This is a genomic window from Rhodanobacter panaciterrae, assembly GCF_014651895.1.
Lineage (GTDB): Bacteria > Pseudomonadota > Gammaproteobacteria > Xanthomonadales > Rhodanobacteraceae > Rhodanobacter > Rhodanobacter panaciterrae.
This window is the reverse complement of sequence record NZ_BMXT01000003.1, coordinates 92223-116500: the sequence shown is the minus strand read 5'-3', so window position 1 is coordinate 116500 and position 24278 is coordinate 92223. Positions and strand designations below refer to the sequence as shown.

At 64.8% G+C, this 24278-nt stretch carries 18 protein-coding genes; 7 read left to right on the top strand and 11 right to left on the bottom strand.

Annotation, left to right across the window (positions count from 1 at the left end; all coding sequences use genetic code 11):
- Nucleotides 1-60: 60 nt before the first annotated feature.
- A complete protein-coding gene (locus IE071_RS14035) occupies nt 61-2106 on the top strand; it encodes a transglycosylase SLT domain-containing protein (protein WP_189442035.1) in 2046 nt (681 codons plus the stop codon).
- Between the two features lie 73 nt (nt 2107-2179).
- Here the strand turns inward: IE071_RS14035 and IE071_RS14030 are convergent, their stop codons facing one another.
- Entirely contained in the window at nt 2180-3721 is a 1542-nt protein-coding gene (locus IE071_RS14030) for a tetratricopeptide repeat-containing sulfotransferase family protein (RefSeq protein WP_189442033.1), read from the bottom strand.
- Between the two features lie 149 nt (nt 3722-3870).
- Here IE071_RS14030 and IE071_RS14025 point away from each other — a divergent pair, with 149 nt between their 5' ends.
- Nucleotides 3871-5106, top strand: a complete 1236-nt coding sequence (locus IE071_RS14025; protein ID WP_189442031.1) for a multifunctional CCA addition/repair protein — start codon at nt 3871-3873, stop codon at nt 5104-5106.
- A 76-nt stretch (nt 5107-5182) separates the two neighbouring features.
- Nucleotides 5183-7399: an LTA synthase family protein gene (locus IE071_RS14020; protein WP_229792914.1), complete on the top strand. Its 2217-nt coding sequence runs from the start codon at nt 5183-5185 to the stop codon at nt 7397-7399.
- Here the strand turns inward: IE071_RS14020 and IE071_RS14015 are convergent.
- The 3 genes from IE071_RS14015 to IE071_RS14005 form a co-directional block, all read right to left on the bottom strand.
- Nucleotides 7376-7720, bottom strand: a complete 345-nt coding sequence (locus tag IE071_RS14015) for a VanZ family protein (RefSeq protein WP_425503466.1) — start codon at nt 7718-7720, stop codon at nt 7376-7378. The genes IE071_RS14020 and IE071_RS14015 overlap by 24 nt on opposite strands.
- 74 nt (nt 7721-7794) lie before the next feature.
- Nucleotides 7795-8988, bottom strand: a complete 1194-nt coding sequence (locus IE071_RS14010; RefSeq protein ID WP_189442026.1) for a class I SAM-dependent methyltransferase — start codon at nt 8986-8988, stop codon at nt 7795-7797.
- 50 nt (nt 8989-9038) lie between these two features.
- On the bottom strand, nt 9039-11201 hold the full coding sequence (locus tag IE071_RS14005) for a TonB-dependent receptor (RefSeq protein WP_189442024.1): 2163 nt from the start codon (nt 11199-11201) through the stop codon (nt 9039-9041).
- A 214-nt stretch (nt 11202-11415) separates the two neighbouring features.
- On the opposite strand from IE071_RS14005, the gene IE071_RS14000 reads away from it, so the two are divergent.
- Both IE071_RS14000 and IE071_RS13995 read left to right on the top strand, forming a co-directional pair.
- The gene (locus tag IE071_RS14000; protein WP_189442022.1) at nt 11416-12198 is read left to right on the top strand and encodes a hypothetical protein; all 783 of its coding nucleotides are present in this window, start codon (nt 11416-11418) and stop codon (nt 12196-12198) included.
- A 72-nt stretch (nt 12199-12270) separates the two neighbouring features.
- Entirely contained in the window at nt 12271-13017 is a 747-nt protein-coding gene (locus IE071_RS13995; protein ID WP_189442020.1) for a pteridine reductase, read from the top strand.
- A gap of 33 nt (nt 13018-13050) precedes the next feature.
- Here the strand turns inward: IE071_RS13995 and IE071_RS13990 are convergent, their stop codons facing one another.
- From IE071_RS13990 to folB, 3 genes are all read right to left on the bottom strand, one after another.
- Nucleotides 13051-13914, bottom strand: coding sequence for a DUF6159 family protein (locus tag IE071_RS13990; RefSeq protein WP_189442018.1), 864 nt, complete (start codon nt 13912-13914; stop codon nt 13051-13053).
- Between the two features lie 75 nt (nt 13915-13989).
- On the bottom strand, nt 13990-14478 hold the full coding sequence (gene folK, locus IE071_RS13985) for a 2-amino-4-hydroxy-6-hydroxymethyldihydropteridine diphosphokinase (protein WP_189442016.1): 489 nt from the start codon (nt 14476-14478) through the stop codon (nt 13990-13992).
- Nucleotides 14478-14837 (bottom strand): dihydroneopterin aldolase, encoded by a 360-nt coding sequence (gene folB / locus IE071_RS13980; protein WP_189442014.1) that lies wholly within the window; start codon nt 14835-14837, stop codon nt 14478-14480. The genes folK and folB overlap by 1 nt, the downstream gene beginning before the upstream one ends.
- Nucleotides 14838-14936: 99 nt before the next feature.
- On the opposite strand from folB, the gene dbpA reads away from it, so the two are divergent.
- Both dbpA and IE071_RS13970 read left to right on the top strand, forming a co-directional pair.
- Entirely contained in the window at nt 14937-16316 is a 1380-nt protein-coding gene (dbpA, locus tag IE071_RS13975) for an ATP-dependent RNA helicase DbpA (RefSeq protein ID WP_189442012.1), read from the top strand.
- 31 nt (nt 16317-16347) lie between these two features.
- On the top strand, nt 16348-17133 hold the full coding sequence (locus IE071_RS13970; protein ID WP_189442010.1) for a glutaminyl-peptide cyclotransferase: 786 nt from the start codon (nt 16348-16350) through the stop codon (nt 17131-17133).
- A gap of 9 nt (nt 17134-17142) precedes the next feature.
- Here the strand turns inward: IE071_RS13970 and IE071_RS13965 are convergent, their stop codons facing one another.
- From IE071_RS13965 to IE071_RS13950, 4 genes are all read right to left on the bottom strand, one after another.
- A complete protein-coding gene (locus IE071_RS13965) occupies nt 17143-18399 on the bottom strand; it encodes a TIGR03862 family flavoprotein (RefSeq protein WP_189442009.1) in 1257 nt (418 codons plus the stop codon).
- Between the two features lie 167 nt (nt 18400-18566).
- Nucleotides 18567-19901 (bottom strand): PKD domain-containing protein, encoded by a 1335-nt coding sequence (locus IE071_RS13960; RefSeq protein ID WP_229792913.1) that lies wholly within the window; start codon nt 19899-19901, stop codon nt 18567-18569.
- A gap of 525 nt (nt 19902-20426) precedes the next feature.
- Nucleotides 20427-21500: a hypothetical protein gene (locus IE071_RS13955; protein WP_229792912.1), complete on the bottom strand. Its 1074-nt coding sequence runs from the start codon at nt 21498-21500 to the stop codon at nt 20427-20429.
- A 635-nt stretch (nt 21501-22135) separates the two neighbouring features.
- Nucleotides 22136-24223 (bottom strand): PKD domain-containing protein, encoded by a 2088-nt coding sequence (locus IE071_RS13950; protein ID WP_189442005.1) that lies wholly within the window; start codon nt 24221-24223, stop codon nt 22136-22138.
- Nucleotides 24224-24278: the final 55 nt, after the last annotated feature.

Here is a 24278-nt window from a genome sequence, read left to right as displayed (position 1 = left end):
TTCACCTGGCGCCGAGGGAGCATGAACTAGACTGCCGACGGATCGATTGCAGGAGCTCCCATGGTTTCCCGTCTACCCTCGCGGCGCACCGCACTTACCTGTCTGGTGTTGACGGCCGGCTGGCTGCTGGCCACCACGTCCGTACAGGCCGGCGAGCCCACGGCCACCCAGCGCGCCGCCTTCAAGCAGGCCTACGCTGTTGCGCAGCAGGGCGGTGACGGCTGGCGCAGCATCGCCGCCGGCCTGCGCGACTATCCGCTGTATCCGTATCTGCAAGAGGCCGCGCTGGAGCACGACATCCAGCAGATCGACCGCGCCACCGTGGAGTCGTATCTCAAGCAATATCCCGACTGGATTCCCGCGGCCGACCTGCGCCGTGCGTTCCTGCTGGAGCTGGCGCGTCGACAGGACTGGAACAATTTCCTCGCGCTGTATCAGCCCGGCCTCGGCGACACGCTCAGCTGCGATGCATTGCAAGCACGACTGGCCAGCAGCAGCGCGCTGGATTTCGACAAGGACCTGGCCACGTTGTGGGCCAAGCCGAATCTGCCCGATGCCTGCGACCCGGTGCTCAACGCCGCGCACGACCAGGGCCTGCTGACCAGTGCACGGCTGTGGACGCGCATCGACCGCGCTGCCGATGCCGGCCAGCCCGGCACCATCGCCAGCCTGGCCAACTGGCTGCCGACGGACGATCGCGCCACCGCGCAACGACTCGCCCAGGCGCTGCGCGATCCGGCCGGTGCGCTGACGACGGCGGCCGACTGGCCCGATACCTCGCGCAACCGACAGGCCGCCACACTGGCACTGACCCGGCTGGCGCGCCGCCAGTCCGCCAATGCGGACACGGCATGGCAGCAGCTGCAGACGCACTTCAGCTTCAGCGAACAGCAGCGCGGCCAGATCCTGTATGCGCTGGCGCTGTTCCATGCCACCGATTTCGACGACGGCGCGCTGGCCCGGCTGATCGCGTTGCCCGCCGCCATGCAGACCGACACCAGCCGCGAATGGCGCGCGCGCGTCGCGCTGGCGCAACAGAACTGGAGCGCCGTGCTGGCGGCCATCGACGCGATGCCCGCCGACCAGCAGCAGGATGGCGAGTGGCAATACTTCCACGCCCGCGCCTTGATCGCGCTGGGCCGCAACAACGAGGCGCAGCAGCAGCTCAGTGCGCAAGCTGGCAAGACGACGTTCTTCGGTTTTCTCGCCGCCGACAAGCTCGACCTGCCGTATGCGATCTGTCCGCTGACCGTCGCCGCCGATCCGCAACGCGAACAGGCCCTGCTGGCCAACCCCGGCCTGCTGCGCGCGTTCGAGCTGTACGCGGTCGACCTGCCCAAACTGGCGCGGCGCGAATGGACACGCGCGCTGCAGGACGCCGATCAGGCCACCCTGCAGGTCGCCTCCGATCTGGCCAACCGGCGCGGCTGGTATGACCGCGCGGTGTTCACCCTCAGCAGTGGCGACGCGCTGCGGCTGTACAACCTGCGCTTCCCGCTGGCCAGCCAGGATGGTGTGGTGCCGCAGGCCGAACAGGCCGGCATCGAGCCGGTCTGGGCCTACGGCATCCTGCGCGCCGAAAGCGCGTGGATGAGCGACGCCCGCTCCGGCGCCGACGCCCGCGGCCTGATGCAGCTGCTGCCGGCTACGGCCGAACTGGTCGCTAAGCGCAACGGCCTGAACTGGGGCGGTGGCGACACGCTGTACGACCCGGCCACCAATATCGTGCTGGGCACCCGCTATCTCGCGCAGATGGCCGAACGCTTCAACGGTTCGCCGTGGCTGGCCAGCGCCGCCTACAACGCCGGCCCGAACCGGGTCGACCAGTGGCTGACCGCGCGCGGCACGCTGACGCCGGAGCTGTTCGTGGCAACCATCCCGTTCAAGGAAACCCGCGAATACGTGGCGCGGGTGATGGCGTTCAGCGTGATCTACGACTGGCGCCTGCATGGCACCGCCGTACCGCTGAGCACGCGCCTGAGTGCAATCGGCCAGCCGTATGGACTGCCAAACGCATCGACGGTGCGTCGCGCGGTCGGCTGTCCTGCCGTCGAACCGGTCAGCGCACCGGCGGCGCCATCCAGCGCATCAAACGCGTCGCCTTGATACCGCGTCGTATCCAGGATCGGCGCATGGCCCGGCGTGTTGCTCATGGCGGCACGAACCGACCGTGCCCCGATCAAGCGGCGCCCAGCAACACCTTCAATCGATCCAGATCGCGGCCATACAGCGCACTGCGTGCGCTGGGCAGTTCGTGATGGAACGCCAGGCAGGCCGGATCGTAGTCAAGACCGCAGAACGCCAGCAAGCGTCGAACCTGGACTGCAGGATCGGCTGACAAGGACTCGAGGGCATACTCGAGGAATCGCTGGGGAAACAGTCGCTGCCAGTGTCGGCTGAGCCGGTCGTAGTCGCGCCAGTAGCTGGCGATGTGGTCGAGGTCGTAACTGAACTCGTGGCCGTTGGCGAACAGCTGGCGGTAACAGGCGAAGCAGGTTTCCAGCGCATCGCCGCGGCTGTTCACCACGCGCGCCCCGGGCAGCATCGCCAGCGCCGCACCCACCAGTCGCCAGTTGAGCGGATTGGCATCGACGAAACGCGGCTTGCCAGCGCGTGCCGATGCCGTGCGCGCCAGATAGTCCTGCCCCAGCCGCGCCCAGTCCGTCGCCGTGGCTGTCCGTGCCCATTGCGCGAACGGTTGTCCGCAGCGTGCCGACTCGGCGCTGATGACCTGCTGCAGGTCGGGCAACGCATCGACCGCGCCGACCTGCGGATGTCTGGCGAGAATCTGCGTGGTCACGTCGGCGCCGGACTGCGGCAATGACACCAGAAAGATCACCTCCTCGCCCAGCGCGGCATCCGGCGCGTCGGGCATCGGCGCGGCGAACATGTCGAGCATCGTGCTGACCTTGGCCCGCGCGGCCGCGGCATCCCAACCCATCAGGCGACGCATCTGTGCGTTGGCCTTGTACAGTGCGCGGAAAGCCGCGCGGTAGTCGGCCTGGTCCTCCAGCGCCCGGGTCAGCGCGAAGCCCAGTGATACGCGCGCCTGCGGCGTCTGCGGCATCTGCAAGGCCTGCCGCAGGCACACGACATCGTCCTTGTCGAAACGCACCGCCGGCAGATTGGCCAAGCCGATCCACGCATCCGCATGACCGGGTTGGCGCCGCAACACTTCGCGGTAATTCGTGCTCGCCAGATCCAGCGCGCCGAGCCGGGTCTGTACCTCCGCCAACACGACCCGCGCCGCCACATGATCCGGATCGATATCCAGCGTGCGATGCAGCGCGGTCACTGCGCCGACCGGACGGCCCTGCATGCTCAGCACCCGACCCAGGTTGAACCAGGCCGGGGCGAAATCGGCCGCCAGTTTGCTGGCTCGCTGCAGGGACACCAGCGCCGCATCAACCTCGCCGCAAGCGTGCTGCGAAATGCCCAGATTCATGTGAATCAGCGCGTGCTCCGGACTCAGCGCCAGCGCCTGTCGCAGCAGCAGCACGGCCTGCGCGTAATCGCCGCGCAAATGCATCAACAGCCCCCGCAGACGCTGCGCCTCCACGCAATCCGGCACCTGCGTCAGCACCTCGAGCAAGTTCGTCTCGGCGGCATTCAGTTCGTTGCGGGTCAGCGCGGTGGCCGCTTCGTCCAACAGCTGCGCCACCGCCGGCGACAAACCGGCAGCGCGATCCTGCATCAGCCGATGAACCAGCTTTACCGCCATGATGAGATTCCCCAATCCTGTGTCACAAGCTTACGTGAGGGCCGCGGCGGCATAAAGCACGTGGCGACTCCTCGGCTTGGCCGTCTCGATTCCCGGCTGCGATGCCGACGCATGGCATCAGCTGGCATGGCGCATGGCAGAATCCTCCCATGCACATCTATCTGGTCGGCGGCGCGGTCCGTGACAACTTGCTGGGGCGGCCGGTGGTCGATCGCGATCACGTGGTGGTCGGCGCGCTGCCGGAGGAGTTGCTGGCGCTGGGCTACAAGCCGGTGGGAAAGGACTTCCCGGTGTTCCTGCATCCGCAGACCGGCGAGGAATATGCGCTGGCGCGCACCGAGCGCAAGACCGGGCGCGGCTATCACGGCTTCGTGTTCCAGGCCGATGCGACGGTGACGCTGGAGCAGGATCTGGCGCGGCGCGACCTCACCATCAACGCGATCGCGCAGGACGGGCACGGCGCGCTGACCGATCCGTACCACGGCGTGCGCGACATCGAGGCACGCGTGTTGCGCCATGTGTCGCCGGCGTTCGTCGAGGATCCGGTGCGTGTGCTGCGGGTGGCACGCTTCGCCGCGCGCTTCGCGCCGCTCGGTTTCACGGTGGCCGAGGAGACGATGGCGCTGATGCGGCAGATGGTGCGCGACGGCGAGGTCGATCATCTGGTGCCCGAACGCGTGTGGGCGGAAACGCGCAAGGCGCTGGGCGAGCCGCAGCCGTCGGCATTCCTGCGCGTGCTGCGTGAGTGCGGCGCACTGGCCGTGCTGTTTCCCGAGATCGATGCCTTGTATGGCGTACCGCAGCGTGCCGAGTTCCATCCGGAGATCGACACCGGCGTGCATCTGGAGATGGTGCTGGATGCGGCGGCACGGCTCGCACCGGGCGATGACCTGGTCGGTTTCTGCGCGCTCACGCACGACCTCGGCAAGGCACTGACGCCAGCCGACGATCTGCCGCGGCATATCGGCCATGAGCATCGCGGTGTGGCACCGCTGCGCGCGCTGACCGCTCGCCTGAAGGTACCGACCGAGCACGCCGCGCTGGCCGAACTGGTGTGCCGTGAGCATCTGAATGCGCATCGCGCGTTCGAGCTGAAGCCGGCCACCGTGCTGAAGTTGCTGAGTTCGCTCGATGCACTGCGGCGACCGGCGCGGCTGGATGCCTTCCTGGCTGCCTGCGAAGCGGACAAACGTGGCCGGCTTGGCCACGAGCACGATGCCTACCCGCAGGCGGCGTACCTGCGCGACGCGCGTGCGGCCGCGGCGGCGGTCGATGCTGCAGCCTTTGTTGCCGCGGGCCTGAGCGGTTCAGCGATCGGCGCGGCCATGGAAACGGCACGAACCCACGCCATCGCCGCGCTGAAAACTAACCATTCGCCAAGCTGATCCGCGGTATAAAGCCCGGGTTACGGCGCCTGCATCGCGCGCCCGTTGATCACATATTTTTTTGCTGGAGTTGCCTGTGTCGAGCGCATTCACCCCGACTTCCCCGCTGCGTCAGCGTTTTCGCCCGTTGTGGTGGCTGGCGATCACCTTCATCGCGATCTCGTTCGTCACCCGCGTGGTGCTGCTGATCATGTCCGGCAACGAAGTGGCACATACGCCACTGAACCTGCTGTACGCATTCGGCGTGGGTTTCGGCTATGACCTGATCACCTATATCTACGTGGCGTGGCCGCTGGTGCTGTTCCTGTGGCTGGTGCCGACGCGACGTGCCACGGTCTCCGGCCTGGGCCAGTGGCTGCTGTGGATACTGGCGCTGGCGCTGGTGTATGCACTGTGCCTGGGCGTGCTGTATGCGCTGTATCGCGCACACATAGGCATGACCTGGCCGCTGGTGGTGCTGTTCCTGCTGGTATTGCCGATCCCGGGTTTCGCCTATGTCTCGCGCGGCGGCCAGTGGGCGCTGTACGGGCTGGCGCTGGTTCTGCTGTACGGGCTGCTGTTCGTGGCGGCGTCGGAGCTGGTGTTCTGGAACGAGTTCAGCGTGCGCTTCAATTTCATCGCGGTGGACTATCTGGTCTACACCAACGAGGTGATCGGCAATATCCGCGAGTCGTACCCGATCGGCCGCTGGCTGGCCTTGCTGGTGGTGGGCGCCCTGGTGGTGTTCGCGATCGGCCGGCGCGGCCTGCGTGCGCGCGACGACGGCAGTCGCTTATGGCAGCGTGGCAAGATCGCGCTGCTGTGGCTGGTGCTGACCGTGGTCTCGCTGGCCGCAGTCAACGGCGGCATGAAGGATCGCACCAGCAACAACTACGTCAACGAACTGGCCGGCAACGGCATCTACCAGTTCTTCAACGCATTCCGCAGCAGCCATCTCGACTACGCGAAGTTCTACCGCACGTTGCCGGATGATCAGGCATTCCGGCTGGTGCGCGAAGGCCTCAAGACGCCGGACGCGACCTACCTCAGCGATGACCCGCAGGATCTCACCCGCGCGATCCGCCGGGTCGGCCCGGAGCAGCATCTCAACGTGGTGCTGATCAGCGTGGAGAGCCTGTCCGGCGATTATCTAGGCACGTTCGGCAGCAAGGAAAACATCACGCCGTACCTCGACTCGCTGGTCAGCCAGAGCCTGTTCTTCGACAACCTCTACGCGAACGGCACGCGCACCGTGCGCGGGCTGGAAGCGCTGTCGCTGTCGGTGCCGCCGACGCCCGGCGACTCGCTGCTGAAGGAGCACAACAACGAGAACCTGTTCTCGCTGGCGGACATCTTCAACGACCGCGGCTACCAGTCGGACTTCGTCTACGGCGGCTACGGCGAATTCGACAACATGAATTACTTCTTCGGCCACAACGGCTATCGCACGGTGGATCGTCGCGACATCCCGAAGGGCGCCACGATCCACAGCGAGAACGTGTGGGGCGTGGCCGACGAGGATCTGTACACGCTGGCACTGAAGCAGATGGACGACGCACATGCCGCCGGCAAGCCGTTCTTCCTGCACATCATGACCACCTCCAACCACCGGCCGTACACCTTCCCGGCCGGACGCGTCAGCCAGGCCAACCAGACCCGTCCCGGCGCGGTGGCGTATACCGACTGGTCGATCGGCGACTTCATCAAGCGTGCGCGCGAGAAATCGTATTTTGACGACACCGTGTTCGTGATCACTGCCGACCACTGCGCCTCCAGCGCCGGCAAGACCAGCGTGCCGGTGAACCGCTATCACATCCCGCTGTGGATCTATGCGCCGAAGCACATCAAGCCGCAGCGCGTGGAGCGGCTGATGGGCCAGGTCGACATCGCGCCGACCCTGCTCGGCCTGCTCAACTTCAGCTACCGCTCGCGCTTCTTCGGCTACGACCTGTTCCAGCTGGAGCCCGGTCGCGAGCGCGCGTTCCCGGCCACCTACGAGAAGCTTGGCTACCTGCACAACGACGTGCTCACCGTGTTGGAACCGCAGCGCAAGCTGGAGCAGATGAAGCCGGACTACGCCACCGGCGATGCCACGCCGATCACGCCGCAAGACGAAGGTCAGATCGATCAAGCGATCGCCTATTACCAGGTCGCCAGCGGGCTGTTCCGACATGGCGGACTGGTGCGCCGGCCAACCGATTCGACCGCGGTGGAGCCATTGCCGGCAGCAGCGGCTTCCGTGCCGGTGCCAGCCAGCTCAACCGCGCCGGCTACCGCCAGTTCGATCGGCTCAGTGCCTGCGCCAACGCATTGACCATGACTCGACGCTCGCCAGTACATTGGCGAGCGCCGTGCGCAGCAACAAGAGCGCCAGCAGGATGCCGATGCCATCGGCCAGTACGTCGAACACATCGGCATCGCGTGGTGGGCACAACCACTGCGCGAACTCGATGAAGATGCCGAATGCCAGGCAGCCCCATGCGGCCCAGCCACGGGCATGCCGTTCGCGATAGACATTGCCCCACCAGCCCATCAGGCAGGTGAACGTGGTCGCGTGAAGCAGCTTGTCGCCATACGGGAAATCCAGCGTAATGCCGGGGTCCGGGCGCAGCGCCATCCACAGTATCCAGAGCATGATCACGCCGCCCAGCGCGATCCATAGCCGTTGCCAGCGCAGCCGTCCAGACGGCTGAATCGACACCGGTCCGGTCAAAGCCGGCCGCCCTGATCGGCCGCCAGCAGCTCGGCCGGCAACGGTAGCACGTCGAGGCCACGCGCCAGCAGCATCGCCTGGAAGCGTTCGCCCATCTGATCGGGCAGCATCAGCCGCTTCACCTGCTGCGCGAGCCGATAGCGGCTGTGCTCGTCGGCGATCTTCGCCTGCTCGCTTTCGAAGATCTCCTGCAGACCGGCGCCGATCAGGAACTGTGCCTGCGGCAGGTACGCGGCCACACCGAAGCCGGCCGAGTTGCCCGCTTCGGCCAGCGCAGTGAAATCGACCGAGGCAGTGAGGTCGTTGAGGCCTGGCAGGTACAGCGGATCGTTGTGCGCGTGATGGCGGTAATGCGCCATCAAGGTGCCGTCGTCGCGCTCGGGAAGGTAGAACTCGCGACGCACGTAACCGTAGTCGACGAACAGCATCAGTCCAGCCGTGAGCGAACCGGCCACCGCCTGGATCCAGTACGGCAGCTGCGGCAGGATTTCCGAACGATAGCCATCAACAAAGTCGCTGCCGAGATCGCGTTCGACATGACGCACTGCACCGGCCACCAGCGCATCGGCCGGACGATCGATGCGCATCAAACGGCCTTCGCCATCCAGCGCCACGTATTCTTCGTAGACTTCACCAGCACGCATCGCAAAGCGCGTGGCCGGCAGCGCGTCGATCACTTCGTTGGCAAACAGCACGCCGCGCCAGTCCTGTTCGGGTGGACGATCCAGCCATTGCACACGGGCGCTGAGCTCGGCTGGGAGATTTGCGTGCAGCCGTTCGTTCTGACGCTCGCGCAGGTCCGCACTGGGTTCGAGGATCAGGTACTGCCGCGGCAGCGTGCCGTCAGCCACCAGCGCCTTGAGTGCTGCCTCGGCGAAGGCGCCGCTGCCTCCACCCAGCTCCAGAAAATCCGCGTCGTCGCCAAGCATCGCCAGTGTCGGCTGCACTGCATTGATCACGCAGCGCGCGAACAGATCACCCAGTTCCGGCGCAGTGACGAAATCACCAGCCGCGCCGAACTTGGTCTTGCCCGCGCTGTAGTAACCCAGCCCCGGCGTATACAGACAACGCTCCATGTATTGCGAGAACGGCAGTGGCCCGTGCGAGGCGATCTGCTCGCGCAACAACTGCAGCAGATGATCGGAATGCGCGCGCTCGTCGGCGCTGGGTTCAGGGAGACGGGAAGGCATCGGACTTGCCGGTAGTGAAAAGCGCGGCAAGCATAGCGGATGGGGCGCGATCAGAAATCCTTCTGCAGGCTCAGATACAGGCCGCGACGCGGACCGAACTGTGGTGCGCCGACGCCGATGCCGGTGCCGTCGCGCAGCTCATAGGTGCGGTCCAACGCATTGATCACCGCCAGCTGGGTATGCAGCTTGCCGAAATGATCAAAGGTGAAGTCGTGCGAGACGTTGAGGTTCAACTGGAAGTACGCCGGCAGCGAGGCGCCGTTCGGCACGGTGCCGTCCTTGCGCAATCCGCTGCCGAACAGGAAATCGGCGCCGAGCTTGGTGTTGCTGTCCAGCGCGTAGTTGACGCCGCCGGAGGAAGACAGTTTCTGGTCGTGGTCGAGGAAGATGTAATGGTTGTAGACGTAGGCCAGATCTTCCGGCGAGAAGTTGTACTGGCTGGTGATGATGCGCTTGCCCATCGCTTGGCTCAGCGCCACGTTGAAATAGGCCGACAGCGGGCCCTGCTGGTAGTTGGCAGTGAACTCCAGACCTTTCACCCGACCGAGGTCGTAGTTGAAGGTCGAATAGACCAGCGCGGAACCGAACTGGCCCTCATCCTGCAGTCGCTGCACGTTGCGGTAGTAAGCGTCCACGCCCACGGTCCAGGCACTGCCGAGGTTCTGCGAAATACCCGCGTCGAAGTAGTCCGAGCGCTCGGCCAGCGGCGTGTTGTTGCCGTTGTCCGGCACGGCGTTGGTGGTGCCGTCGAATTTGGCGATATTGGCGCTGGCGATCATCTCGGTCGCCGGCGGCGTGAAGTAGCGCGAGTAGCCGGCGTGCACGGTGGTGCTGGCGGTCGCCTGCCAGACCAAGCCGAGGCGCGGGCTCAGCTGGCTCTCGGTGCGCGCCAACTGGTACTGGTCGCCGCGCAAGCCATAGTTCAGCGTCCACTTGTCGCCGATGCTCCACTCGTCCTGCACATAGGCCGACCAGGTCTTTGCAGTGAGGCGGCTGTTGTCGAGGATGTTGATCGGCGTGGTGCTGGTCTGGTTGCCATCGGCGTCGGCCGGAAACACCCACGCATCGTTGCCGCTGACGGCGCGTTCGAAACTGCTGTAGACGCCGTAGCGCAAGGTATGGCTGCTGCCCATCGGCGTGGAGAAATCCGCCTGCAACGTGCTGGCGCGATTGTCGCGAGTCACCGCCGAGGCAACGCCGTTGAACATCAGCTCACCGATCTCGTCCGGCGTATAGGCGACGCTGCTGTAACGCTGGCCCACCGATACCTGATAGTCGGTCAGGCCCAACCGACCCTGCAGCGCCAGCACGCCGAAGCGGGTGTTCTCGCGCTGCTGCTCGTTCAGATCGGCGGAGTTGAAATCGACGGTATCCAGGTAGCCGAACTGCGGTTGCTGGCCTGGATTGTTTGGAATCTGGAAGCGGTTGTTGGCCATGCCGAACAGCAGGCTCAAGCGGGTGTCGTCGTTGATCAGGTAGCTGATGTCGCCGAAGCTCTTCACCTGATTGGTATGGTCGTGGATCGCCTTCTTGCTGGCCGTCGGGTTCTCGATGCCGACGTCGTTTTCCAGATAATTGGCCGTGAGGAAGTAACTCCAGCGATCATCGCTGCCCCAGATCGACGCATTCGGGTTGAGCGTGCCGTAAGAGCCAGCGGTGATACCGACACTGCCGCCATTGCCCAGGTCATGCCCGCTGCGGGTGGTGATGTCGACAACCGCGGCCGTGCGCAGGCCGTACTGGGCCGGCAGTGCGCCATCGAGCAGCTTCACGTTATCGATCATGCGCGCATCGAGACTTTGCCCGAAGCCACCGATCGACTCGGGAATGATCACGCCATTGATGCGGTATTGCAGGTTCGCGTGGTCGCCGCGCACGTGCAGGCCGCCATAGGAATCCTGCACCACGCCCGGCGCCTGCAACAACACCTGGTTCATCGGCGTGGCCGCACCCAGTGGCAGCTGGGCGATCGCCTTCTGGTCGATCACGTACTGGCTGCTGCCGGTATCCGGCGATAGCGCGTTGCGCGCCTGATCCAGCTTGGCCGACACGTCGATCGCGCCCAGAGTCTTGGTCGTGGGCTGGTCGTTGCCGCTATCAGCCGGGTCATCCGTGCCTGTGGCGGCAACTGTTGTCAGCGGCGTCTCGGTGGCGTGCACGGCGGTCACCGCCAGGGCAGCGGCAAGGCTCAGGGCGAGCAGGGATGGTTTCATCATGAATTCCAGCAAGGGGTCAAAAAGGGAGTTGTGTGTAATGTTATAACATTACTAACCATCCGCCTCACCTGCCTGGGCCAGAAGTCATGTCTTGTCCAGGGCCGTAACCCGCCGCGATCAGCCACTGCCGGCCATTGAGTCCGGCTTCACACAGCTCCTCTAGACTGCATGGACGTCCGCCTTTCACGGTGGCGATTCCATGGAGTACCGCATGGCCAAGCACAGCGAGCAGGTTCCCGCCGTCATCGCACCGGTCGAGCACAACCGGGTGACCCAGGCGATCCTCGATTTCGTCAGCAAGGTGCCGGACAGCAAGGTCGGCAGCAGCAAGGACCCCGCCACGGAGGCGCGCCGGCTAGCCCAGCGCGCGGCCCAGCGCGCCGCACTCACCGCCGGTTCGCTGGCGCTGCCGCCGGGTCCGCTGGGCTGGCTGACTCTGCTGCCGGAGCTGATCGCGATCTGGAAAATCCAGGGCCAGATGGTCAGCGATATCGCCGCCGCTTACGGTCGCAATCACAGCCTGGGCCGCGAACAGATGTTGTGGTGCCTGTTCCGGCATACCGCCGCGCAGGCGTTCCGCGACCTGGTCGTGCAGATGGGCGACCGGCTGGTGTTCCGACGGATGTCTTACACCGTCGCTCAACGGGTGGCCAAGCAGGTCGGCGTGAAGCTGACCCAGCGCACGGTGAGCGAGGGCCTTTCGCGCTGGCTGCCGGTGATCGGCGCGCTCGGTGTCGGCGCCTACGCGTATTACGACACCGGACAGGTCGCCAGCACCGCGATCGCCCTGTTCAGTGGCGATGTCGTGATGACCGACGAAGGCGATGAAACCGTTGCGGAAGCGGTCAAGGCGGCGCCGCGCAAGAAGGCCTCACCGGTGCGTCGCGCGATGGACAAGCTGGTCGACAAGGCGACCACCGGTGCCGCGCGCAAAGTCGCCAATGCCGCACGCAAGGCCGCCAGCAGGAAACCGCGCCAGCCGAAGGCGGACTGATCGCTCGCCAGTGGATGACGCACTGCATGCTTTACGGCAAGCTGCCCGCTGGACTGCCGCAGGAACCGACGCATGAAGCCACGCCATGATCGCCCCGTCGCACTGATCACCGGCGCCGGTCGTCGCGTGGGTGCGGTGATCGCACGCACGCTGCACGCGGCCGGCTACGACCTCGCCCTGCACTATCGCCATTCCGTCGATGATGCCCGCGTACTCGCCGATGAACTGGAGCAGCAGCGCAGCGGCAGCACCTTGCTGCTGCAGGCCGAACTGGCCGAGTTGTCGACGCTACCGGTCATGATCGATCAGCTGCTGGCGCATTACGGCCGGCTCGACGCATTGGTCAACAATGCCTCGGCGTTCTATCCCACCCCGCTGGGCACCGCGACAGTGCAACAATGGAACGAGCTGTTCACCTCCAACGCGCAGGCACCGTTCTTCCTCAGCCAGGCGGCGATACCGGCCCTGCGCGCAGCGCGCGGCGGCATCGTCAACATGATCGACATTTACGCCGAACGGCCACTGGCGGCACACCCGCTGTACTGCATGGCCAAGGCGGCGCTCGCCGCGATGACCCGCTCACTTGCACTGGATCTGGGTCCGGACATACGCGTCAACGGCGTAGCGCCCGGCGCCGTGATGTGGCCGAGCGACGGCAAGCCGTATGCTGACCAGCAGGTAATGCTGGCCCGCACGCCGCTGCAGCGTGCGGGCACGCCGGACGATGTGGCCAGCGCGGTACTGTGGCTGCTGCGCGACGCGCCATTCGTCACCGGCCAGATCATCCGCATCGACGGCGGCCGCACATTGTCGGTGTGACTGCCTCCCTGCGCGGGGAGGCAGTTCATCGCATCACTGCTTCTGCTTGCTGCGGAACGCCTGCTCCAGCAACGCCTGATCGAAACCGACACTGGCCTCGCCACCTTCCGCATAGCGATACAGCGCGGCCGCATAAATACCCTGCAGCGACGACTGGATCAGCCCGAGCAGGATGAATCCCAGCACCACCACGGTTACCGCCAGCACGATCGCCACGACCGACTGCAGTGCGAACGCTCCGCCGATCAGTGCCGCACCCACCAGCACAGCCACGAACATCAGCAGGCCGAACACCACACCGATGCCGCCGTTGCCGATCAGGTTCTCGCCCCAGCTGCGCTTGAGCAGCTCCACACTGCGCTTGACTGCATCCACCGGCCCCACGTCCTGGCTGGCGAGGATCGGCACCACCAGAAACGTTGCCACGGTCCATGCCAGACCGAGGAAGCCGACCACCAGCCGCCCGATCAGGCCGAGCCGCTCCTGCACCATCCGCAACAGCAGACCAACGGTGGCCGCAATCAGCGCGTAACCAAGGATGTGCGGAAGCCGCGAACGCGCCAGCGCAAAACCCGTCGCCACACTGGTCGGCTCACCGCGCAGATGCATCAGCGCCACACCGGTCAACGCGGTCTGGAAGAAGATGATCACGAAGTACTGCACCAGATAGAACGCGAACATCAGCAGATATGCGCCCGCCGACATGCGTTGATGGAAGTCCTGCCCGGCATGTTCGCCACCGATCACCATCACTGCGACCGGGATCAGGAAACTCGCCGCCACCAGCAGCGTGCACAGCCCCGACAGCAACGGAAACACCAGCAATGACTTGTCCGAGCGCAACACCGTCGCGCTCGCCTTCATCAAGGCCCAACTGCGTGCAAATTTTCCAGCCATGTGCGTCGCCCCGCGTCCGTGGATAGTGAGTTGCCTTTCTAGCACCAGCCATCGACACGCAACAGTGCGGACCACTCAGTCCGGCAGCGGCTCGACGATCAGCGGCTCTTGTTCCGCCGGAAACGCCGCCCACAGTTCGGCCATGCTGCGCCCACTCAGCGGGTGCCGGAACGCCGGCGCGATATCCGCGATTGGCCGCAGCACGAAGGCGTGCTTGATCTCGTTGCGCGGAATCTGCAGATGGCCCGGCCCATCGAGCACCAGCGCGTCGTAGAACACGATGTCGATATCCAACGTGCGGTCGGAGTAGCGCGGCACATCGCGGCGGCGGCCGTGGCTATCCTCCAGCGCATGCAGCCAGTCATTCAGCGCCTCGGGCGAGAGGTCGGTATCCAGCCCAACCGCCAGATTGACGAAGTCCGCACCGTCAAAACCCACCGAGCGGCTGCGATACGCCGGCGATACCGCGATCGCGCCGAAGCGATCGCGCAACGCGTCAATCGCCGCAGGCAGATAGCGCCGCGGCTCGAGATTGGAGCCCAGGCTCAAGTAGACCCGCGCCATCAGTCCGGCCGCGTGCCGCGTTCGATCCGCACGCCGACCGCCTTCGCCCCGCGCACCGCGCCGGGCTTGGACAATTTCAGGCGCACCCAGCTGACCCCGAACTCCTCGCGGATGATCGCCGCGCAGCGCTCGGCCAGCGTCTCGACCAGACCGAAACTCGACTCACCCACGTAACCGATCAGGCGCTTGGACACATCCTTGTAGTTCAACGTCAGCGCGATGTCGTCGCTGGCCGCCGGCACCGTGTTGTCGAACGCCATCTCGATATCGAACGACAACGCCTGCCGCACGCGGCGCTCCCAGTCGTAGATGCCTATGACGGTGTCGATGCGCAGATCTTCGATGAAAACGATATCCATGGCGGTAATCACTGAGGCGATAGCCGCACAGGGTCCGCGAGCTGGCGGCCGGATGCAAGTCGCAAGGGCGTATGGTGGCGGTCGTGCGATCATATACAGATGACCACCTTCAGCTCGCTCCCGCTCAAACCCGCCCTGCTCGCCAGCGTCGAAACGCTCGGCTACGCCACGATGACGCCGGTGCAGGCGCAAAGCCTGCCGCCGATGCTGGAGGGTCGCGACGTGATCGCACAAGCGCAGACCGGCAGTGGCAAGACCGCGGCGTTCGGGCTGAGCCTGCTGCAATCGATCGACGTGGACACGATCCGGCTGCAGGCGCTGGTGCTGTGTCCGACGCGTGAACTGGCCGATCAGGTCAGCAAGGCGATCCGCAAACTCGCCGCGAACATCCCGAACGTGAAGCTGCTGACCTTGTGCGGCGGCATGCCGCTGGGGCCGCAGTTGGCTTCGTTGACGCATGACCCGCACATCGTGGTCGGCACGCCTGGCCGCGTGCAGGAACATCTGAAGCGGGAAAGCCTGCACGGCGGCGGCATCAAGGTGCTGGTGCTGGACGAGGCCGATCGCATGCTCGACATGGGTTTCACCGAGGCGATCGACGACATCATCGGACGCATCGCCAAGCACCACCAGACCCTGCTGTTCTCGGCGACGTACCCGGACGAGATCCGCGCGGTGAGCCAGCGCGTGCAGAAGAATCCCGTCGAGGTCACCGTAGACGCGCCGGTGCATGAACAGCCGGCGATCGAGCAGCGCTTCCACGAAGTGGAGCCTGCGCAGAAACCTGACGCGCTGGCTCAGCTGTTGGGTGGCGCGCACGCCGAGCATGCGCTGGTGTTCTGCAATATGCGCCGCGAAGTGGATGCAGTGGCGCAGGAACTCGATCGTCGCGGCTTCTCCGCGCTGGCGCTGCACGGCGACATGGAGCAGCGTGATCGCGACGAGGTGCTGGTGCGCTTCGCCAACCGCAGTTGCGCGGTGCTGGTTGCCACCGACGTCGCTGCGCGCGGGCTCGACATCGTCGCGCTGCCGCTGGTGGTGAGCTACGACATCGCCCACGATCCGGAAACCCACACGCATCGCATCGGCCGCACCGGCCGCGCCGGCCAGACTGGCCTGGCGATCACGCTGTGCACGCCGCGCGAGCGGCCGAAGGCGGCGAACATCGAGGAGCTCAACGGCACGCCGCTGCCCTGGCGTCCGCTGAAAGTGGCGCCGTCGCGCGGCAAGACCTTGCATCTGGCGCCGATGAAGACCTTGGTGATCGACGCCGGGCGACAGGACAAGCTGCGCCCCGGCGATATCCTCGGTGCACTCACCGGCGATGCCGGACTCGACGCCAAGGACATCGGCAAGATCGACGTGTTCGCCACTCGCGCCTACGTGGCGATCAGCCGGGCGCTGGCGAACAAGGCACTGGAGCGGTTGCGTGCCGGCAAGATCAAGGGCCGCAATTTCCGCGTGCGCCCGCTGAGCTGATCCCAACCTTTCCCCTGCGTGTAGCTGACCGATGACCCGATCGCCCGGCCTGTCCCTGATCTTTTTTGCTCTCGCCCTGCTCGGCGGCGGTGCGCGTGCGGCCACATCCATTCCCGTCTATGGCTACAAGGTCGTGCACAGCTATCCGCATGACCCTGGCGCCTATACCGAAGGCCTGTTCTACAAGGACGGCTATCTCTACGAAAGCACCGGCCAGGCCGGCACCTCGACGGTACGCAAGGTCGAGCTGCAGAGTGGCGAGACGGTGCAGCGTTACAACGTGCCGTCGCAGTATTTCGGCGAAGGCATCGTGGACTGGAAGAACCGGCTGGTGCAGCTCACCTGGCAGACACAGACCGGCTTCGTCTACGACCTGACCAGCTTCAAATTGCAGCGCACGTTTACCTATCCGGGCGAAGGCTGGGCGTTGACCCGCGATGATCGTCATCTCTACATGAGCGATGGCACGGCGGTACTGCGCGTGCTCGACCCGGAATCGCTGGCTACGATCCGCCGCATCACGGTGACGGCCGACGGGGTGCCGGTCACCAACCTCAATGAGCTGGAATGGATCAAGGGCGAGATCTACGCGAACGTGTGGCTGACCAACCGCATCGCGCGAATCGACCCGGCGAACGGCCACGTCGTGGGCTGGATCGATCTCGACGGTTTGTTCGACATCAACCAGCTGCCCGACCCTGGCAACGACGTACTCAACGGCATCGCCTATGACGCCGCGCACGATCGCCTGTTCGTCACCGGCAAGCGCTGGCCGAAGCTGTTCGAGATCACGCTGGTGAAAAAGCGCGCGCCCTAATACCGGCGATCAAACGTCGCGTTGCCTCTGCTGCGCTTTCAACCAGCGTGCGGCGCCGCGACCGGCGAGCAACCCGCTGGCGAAGCACGCGGTCAGCAGATAGCCACCAGTCGGGGCTTCCCAGTCGAGCATCTCGCCGGCACAGAACACGCCGGGACGGACATGCAGCATCAGGTTTTCATCCAGCGCTTCCAGTCGCACGCCACCGGCAGTGCTGATCGCTTCGGCGACCGGTCGTGGTGCGCGCAGCCGCAGCGGTAGCGCCTTGAGTTGTTTCGCCAACGCCACCGGATTGGCCAGGGTGGCCTTGTCGGTAAGCTCGAATACCAGCGCGCACTTCGCCGCATCCAGCCCGGCGCGACGACGCAGCCAGTCGCCGATGCTGTGCTTGCCGCGTGGTGCCGCGAGGCGCTCGGCGAGCACCGATTCGGTGTAACCGGGCACCAGATCGAGCATCAGCGTGGCGTCGCCACGTTCGGCAATCTGCTCGCGCAGCTCCGCGCCGATCGCATAGATCAGGCTGCCCTCGATGCCATATTCGCTGAGCACGCATTCGCCCTGACGCGCATGCGCCGCTCCGCGGCGATCGACCCAATGTGCCACCACCGGTTTGAGCGGAGCGCCGCCGAAACGGCTGGACAGATGCTCGCTCCACGCCAGCTCGAAACCGCAGTTCGCCGGTTGCAGTGGTGCGATGTCGATCGCTGCTTCCTGCAACGGTTTTACCCAGGCGCCATCGGAGCCGAGCTGCGGCCAGCTGGCGCCGCCGAGCGCCAGGATCACCGCGTCCGTCGGCACCGCCCGTTCGCCCTGCGGCGTGGCGAAGTGCAAGGCGCCGTGCGCCTGCCAACCGAGCCAGCGATGATGCATGTGGAACGTCACGCCGGATTCGCGCAGGCGTCGCAGCCAGCCACGCAGCAATGGTGCCGCCTTCAGATCGGCAGGGAATACCCGGCCGGAACTACCGGCAAAGGTTTCCACCCCGAGCCCGCGCGCCCAGGTGCGCAGCGCATCCGCGTCGAACGCATTGAGCCAGCGCTGGATCTCCGTCCGCCGCGCGCCGTAGCGTTCGACAAAACGTGCCTGCGGCTCGCTGTGGGTCAGATTGAGGCCGCCCTTGCCGGCCAACAGGAATTTTCGGCCGACCGAACCCATCGTGTCGTACAGATCGACGGCCACGCCCGCCGCGCACGCCGCCTCGGCCGCCATCAGGCCAGCCGGGCCGCCACCGATGATCGCCAATCGTGGAGGGGTTGTCGGAGTCATCCGCACATGGTCGCATGTCGCTCGCACAAAAAAGCCCGATCGTTGTCGATCGGGCGGGAAGACTTCAGCTCGGAAACCGGGATGCGATGTCATGCATCCCGGAGAACCCGAGACAGCAGCCGCGCGAAGCGACTGCCGCCGGGGTTACGTACGACTGATGATCGTCATCAATGCCTCTTTACGGTTACCGATGCTGTCTTGGCGTTCGAGGTGCCGTTGACGCTGTCGGTCACCGTCTCGGTCACGCTGTAGGTGCCGGCCGCCGCGTAGGTGTGGCTCGGGCTGGTCGCGGTGGAGCTGCTGCCGTCGCCAAAGCTCCACGAGTGCCCGCTGATCGTGCCGCCCGTCTCCGTGGAGGTGTCGGTGAATTTTGCGACAAGTTTGCTCGTGGTGAAGGTGAAGTTCGCCACCGGAGTACCACTGGTGCCGCCACCACCGCCAACAATCGGGTGCGAGATCGCACACGAATTGGTGTCATTGGACCAGCTGGCCTGCTCGGTATAGGTGCCGTTGCCCATCGTGATGTTGGCTGCGCCACCGGGTGATCCTGCCGCGATCCAGGCGCACTCGTCGGAGTTTTCCTGACCGTTGCTTGCAGTCCAGCCACCAGCCGGATACGTATCCGACATCATTTCATGCCACTCGTGACCGAGCGTCATGGTGTAGCCGTCCAGCGTACCGGCACTGCCCGAGTTGACGAAGTTGACGCCGCAACCGGCGCCGGAATCCGTGTTGTACGGCTGGTTGCTGTACGCGATGTCGCCGTAGCTCGAGGTGGTGTAGTCGTGCCACGCGCAGTACGCACCCTGGTAGTTGTCCGGATTGGTGCCGTGTGGCGACATGATGACGTAGTAGGTGTCACGGTTCGACCCGGCGGCCGTGTTGCCGAAGTGCGCCGCGGCAGCGACCGCCTCGGCAGCGAGCTGGGCTTGCGTGGCAGCAGCAGGCGAGGCCTTGGAGTTGTCGTACCACACGCCGGCGAGCGTGCCGCCGGTCTGGTACGGCACGAAGCTGCCGTTCGACGGGCAGCTGGTCGCGCCAGTAGTGACGTTGGGGCCGTCGCACCACTGGGTCAGATCCGCCGACCACAGCTCGTTGCCGGTGCCGATGCCCTTGAACATCATCTGCGTGACCGGCGCCGCTCCGCTCGGATCACCGGTGAACGTGGCATTGCCCTTGCTGTCGGTGCCCTGGGTGCCCCACTGGCTGCCGTACATCACCAGATAGACCCGCACGTGGGTGGACATGACGCCGACGCCACTGATGCCACCGCCGTAGTGCAGCGTCTTCGAACCGGAGGCCTTGTTGACCGCGGCAAGCGGGTGTTGGGCTTCGTAGTGCTGCATCTTCTGCCACACGTCGCGATGCGGCACGACACCGTGGCGATACGAATGGCCGTTGGCCGGCGAATAGGGGTTGGTCTCCTGGGCGAATACCGGCGCGGCAGCAAAGCCGAGCAAGCTGCAGGCGGCAAGAGTGTTCAACAGAAAATTGGACTTCATGAATTGATTTCCCCGGAATGAGGACGAGCGGGCCGAACACGGCCGCCCAGACCTCGTGGCAATAGACATGCCGCGCGCTCGCGCGACTCTCGTACTGCAATCAATTGCCTTGCGGTTCCGCGGCCCCGGTGAGCCGTCGCTCCCCCTGTCGTTCCTCGAGGACGGTGTCGAGTTGTTGCTTGAACGGTGCGCGACCTTCCGATTCATGACGCCGTTACGGAACCATCCGCCTGATGTTTCGCCGAGACGGATCGTTTGAAGCTAGTCGCGATGATGCGCGAGTGTCAACTCAGCATTGGTCAGGCGTGATTACAGGCGCAAAATCTAACGCACACATCAAGATTTACGCATTATCTTGCGCATCGTTTTCGATTAATCATGCAGACACGATCTTGCGCTGTTCATATTGTCGAGCGGCATGTCTTCAAATGACCGACACGAAAAGGCCCGACCGTTGCCGGCCGGGCCCCATGCTTCAAATGACCGATGCGCGTCCCTGCGCACCGCATGCCACCAGTTCGCTACTTAGTGGAGTATCGGGTGCGAAATCGCGCACGCGTTGGTGTCGTTGGACCAGCTGGCCTGCTCGGTGAACGTGCCGGTGCCCATCGTGACGTTGGCCGCACCACCGGGTGAACCCGCCGCGATCCAGGCGCACTCGTCGGAGTTTTCCTGGCCACTGCTCGCGGTCCAGCCGCCGGCCGGATACGTATCCGACATCATTTCGTGCCACTCGTGACCGAGCGTCATGGTCCAGCCGTCCAGCGTACCGGCACTGCCCGAGTTGACGAAGTTCACACCGCAGCCCGCGCCGGAATCCATGTTGTACGGCTGATTGCTGTACGCGATGTCACCGTAGCTCGAAGTGGTGTAGTCATGCCACGCGCAGTAACTACGCTGATACCTGTCCGGGTTGGTGCCGTGCGGTGACGCGATGATGTAGTAGGTGTAGCGGTTCGAGCCTGCCGCGGTGTTGCCGAAGTGCTTCGCGGCAGCGACCGCTTCAGCCGCCAGCTGGGCGGTCGTGGCAGCGCGAGGCGAGGCCTTGGAGTTGTCGTACCACACGCCGGCAAGGGTACCGCCGGTCTGGTACGGCACAAAGCTGCCGTTCGACGGGCAGCTGGTCGCACCCTTGGCGACGTTGGGGCCGTCGCACCACTGGGTCAGGTCCGCCGACCACAGCTCGTTGCCGGTGCCGATACCCTTGAACATTTCTTCAGCCACCGCCGCGGCGCCGTCGGCGTCGCCGGTGAACACGGAGTCGCCCTTGGCATTGGTGCTGCGCGTGCCCCACTGGGTGCCGTAGTACACGATATAGACCTTCACGTGGCTGTCCATCACGCCCACACTATCGAGGGCGCCGCCGTAGCTCAGCGTGTTCGCACCGGTGGCTGTATTGACTGCGGCAAGCGAATGCGAGGCCGTCCAGTGGTTCATCTGGTTCAGCACATCGCGGGTCGGCAGCACACCGTGACGGTACGCGTGACCGTTGGCCGGCGAATACGGGTTGGTCTCCGAAGTTGAAGAGAACGCCGGCGCGGCGGCAAAGCCGAGCAATGCGCAGGCGGCAAGAGTGTTCAATAAAAACTTGTGCTTCATGAATTGATTTCCCCGAAATGAGGACGAGCGGACCTAACGCGGCCGCCCAGACCTCGTGGCAATGACATGTCGCGCCCTCGCACGACTCTCGTATTTCAATCAGTGCCTTGCGATTCCGCGATACCCGATTAACCGTTGATCCTCCTGTCTTCCCTGGAGAACGGTGTCGAGTTATTGCTTGAACGACACATGGATCCCCCGATCCATGCCGCCGTTACGGAACCATCCGCCTTGATGTCTCCCCGCGACGGACAGGCGAAACTAATGGCTCCGGCTCGCTTGTGTCAACTGGGAATTAATCCTAGACGGTTACGGCGAGTAAATAATGTGCACCATGTGTAAATCGCATTATCTTGCGATATTGATCAAATCCGTTCGTCAACGCACTACAGGTCAATGCACGGCGCGAATCCATCGGTTGAATTCGTCAATATCCACAGATATTCCGGTGGCAAAAAAGATGTCTCGCCCCTTTCAAATACCGTGTCAGCCTGGCCCCGTCACCCGCGCGCAAAAAAAAGCCCGATCGTTGCCGATCGGGCCGGTGGACTTCCTGGTCGAAACCGGAGGCGCAACCTTGCGCATCCTGGAGCCATTGACGGCAGCCGCGCGAGACGGCTGCCGTCAAGGTTTACTTACTGCACGGTCAGCGTGACATCGTCCAGCACGAACGAGGTCTGCAGCGAGCTGTCTTCCTTGCCGGTGAACTTGATCGTCACCGTCTGCCCGATGTACGCGGCAAGGTTGGCCGTATGCACGGTGTAACCACTCGCGGCGTTGACATTCGAGTACGTCGCCAATGTCGCGAGCACCGTGCCCGCGCTGTTCAGCACCTGCACGGTCAGCTTGTCATATGCCGTCGATCCGGTCTCCGCCGTATCGATGTGCAGGTAGTACGACAGGGTGGCCGAGGTCTTGCCAGCCGGAATGGTCACTGACTGCGACAGCGTGTCGGTGTGCGTTGTGCCGTAACCGTCGAGCCACGCGAACCAGGTGCCGCCATGGGCAACTTCACCCGAGCAGGTGCTGTTGCTGCACAGCGTGCCGGAGCTCATCGTCCACGGCGAGGCAGCGCCGCTTTCGAAGCCGGTGTTGCCGAACAGCTGCGACGAGCCACCGCCGCTGGTGACCGTCACCGATGCCGTCTTGGAGCTGGTCTGGCCATCGACACTATCGGTCACCGTCTCGGTGACGCTGTAGGTACCCGCTGCCGCATAGGTGTGGCTCGGGCTGGTGGCGGTCGACGTGCTGCCGTCACCGAAGGTCCACGCATGCGAGCCGATGGTGCCGCCCGAATCAGTGGAAGTATCGGTAAAGGTCGCAGTCAGGCCGCTGACGGTGTCGGTGAAGTTGGCGGTCGGCGTGCCACCGGTGCTCGCGACGGTCACGGAGGACGTCTTGGAGTTGGTCGCACCGCTGACGCTGTCGGTCACCGTCTCGGTCACGCTGTAGGTGCCGGCTGCCGCATAGGTGTGGCTCGGGCTGGTCGCCGTCGAGGTGCTGCCGTCGCCGAAGGTCCACGAATGCGACGAAATGGTGCCGCCGGTATCGGTGGAGCTGTCGGTGAAGTTCACCGTCAAGCCGCTGATCGTGTCACTGAAGTTCGCGACCGGTGTGCCGCCACCGCCGCCGCCACCGACGATCGGATGCGAAATCGAGCACGCGTTGGTGTCGTTGGACCAGCTGGCCTGCTCGGTGAACGTGCCGGTGGCAAAGGTGATGTTGGCCGCACCGCCGGGCGAACCCGCCGCGATCCAGGCGCACTCGTCAGAGTTTTCCTGGCCGTTGTAGGTCGCATTGCCGGTGTGGTTGGTCCAGCCGCCGGCCGGATACGTATCCGACATCATTTCGTGCCACTCGTGGCCGAGCGTCATGGTGTAGCCGTCCAGCGTACCGGCGCTGCCCGAGTTGACGAAGTTCACGCCGCAGCCCGCACCGGAATCCATGTTGTACGGCTGGTTGCTGTACGCGAGATCGCCGTACGACGACGTGGTGTAGTCATGCCATGCGCAGTACGAACCCTGGTAGCTGTCCGGGTTGGTGCCGTGCGGCGACATGATGATGTAGTAGGTGTAACGGTTCGAACCTGCCGCGGTGTTGCCGAAGTGCGCCGCAGCGGAAACCGCTTCGGCAGCGAGCTGGGCTTGCGTGGCAGTAGCTGGCGAGGCCTTGGAGTTGTCGTACCAGACGCCGGCAAGGGTGCCGCCACTCTGGTACGGCACGAAGCTGGCGTTCGACGGGCAGCTGGTCGCGCCGCTGGTGACGTTGGGGCCGTCGCACCACTGGGTCAGGTCAGCCGACCACAGTTCGTTGTTGGTGCCGATGCCCTTGAACATTTCCTCGGCTTTCGCCGCGCCGCCGTCGGCGTCGCCGGTGAACACGGAGTCGCCTGCGGCATTGGTGCTGCGCGTGCCCCACTGGGTGCCGTAGTACACGATGTAGACCTTCACCTTGCCGCTCATCACGCCCACACTGTCGAGGGCGCCGCCGTAGCTCAGCGTTTCGATGCCGGTGGCTGCCGTCTGCACGGTTGGATTGTGCTGGGCCTTCCACTGTTGCATCTTCTGCCACACGTCGCGGTGCGGCAGCGCACCGTGACGGTACGCGTGGCCGTTGGCCGGCGCATACGGGTTGGTCTCCTGAGCAGCAGCGAACGCCGGCCCGGTGGCGAAGCCGAGCAAGGTGCAGGCGGCAAGAGTATTCAATAAAAACTTGTGCTTCATGAATTGATTTCCCCGAAATGAGGACGAGCGGGCCTAACACGGCCGCCCAGACCCC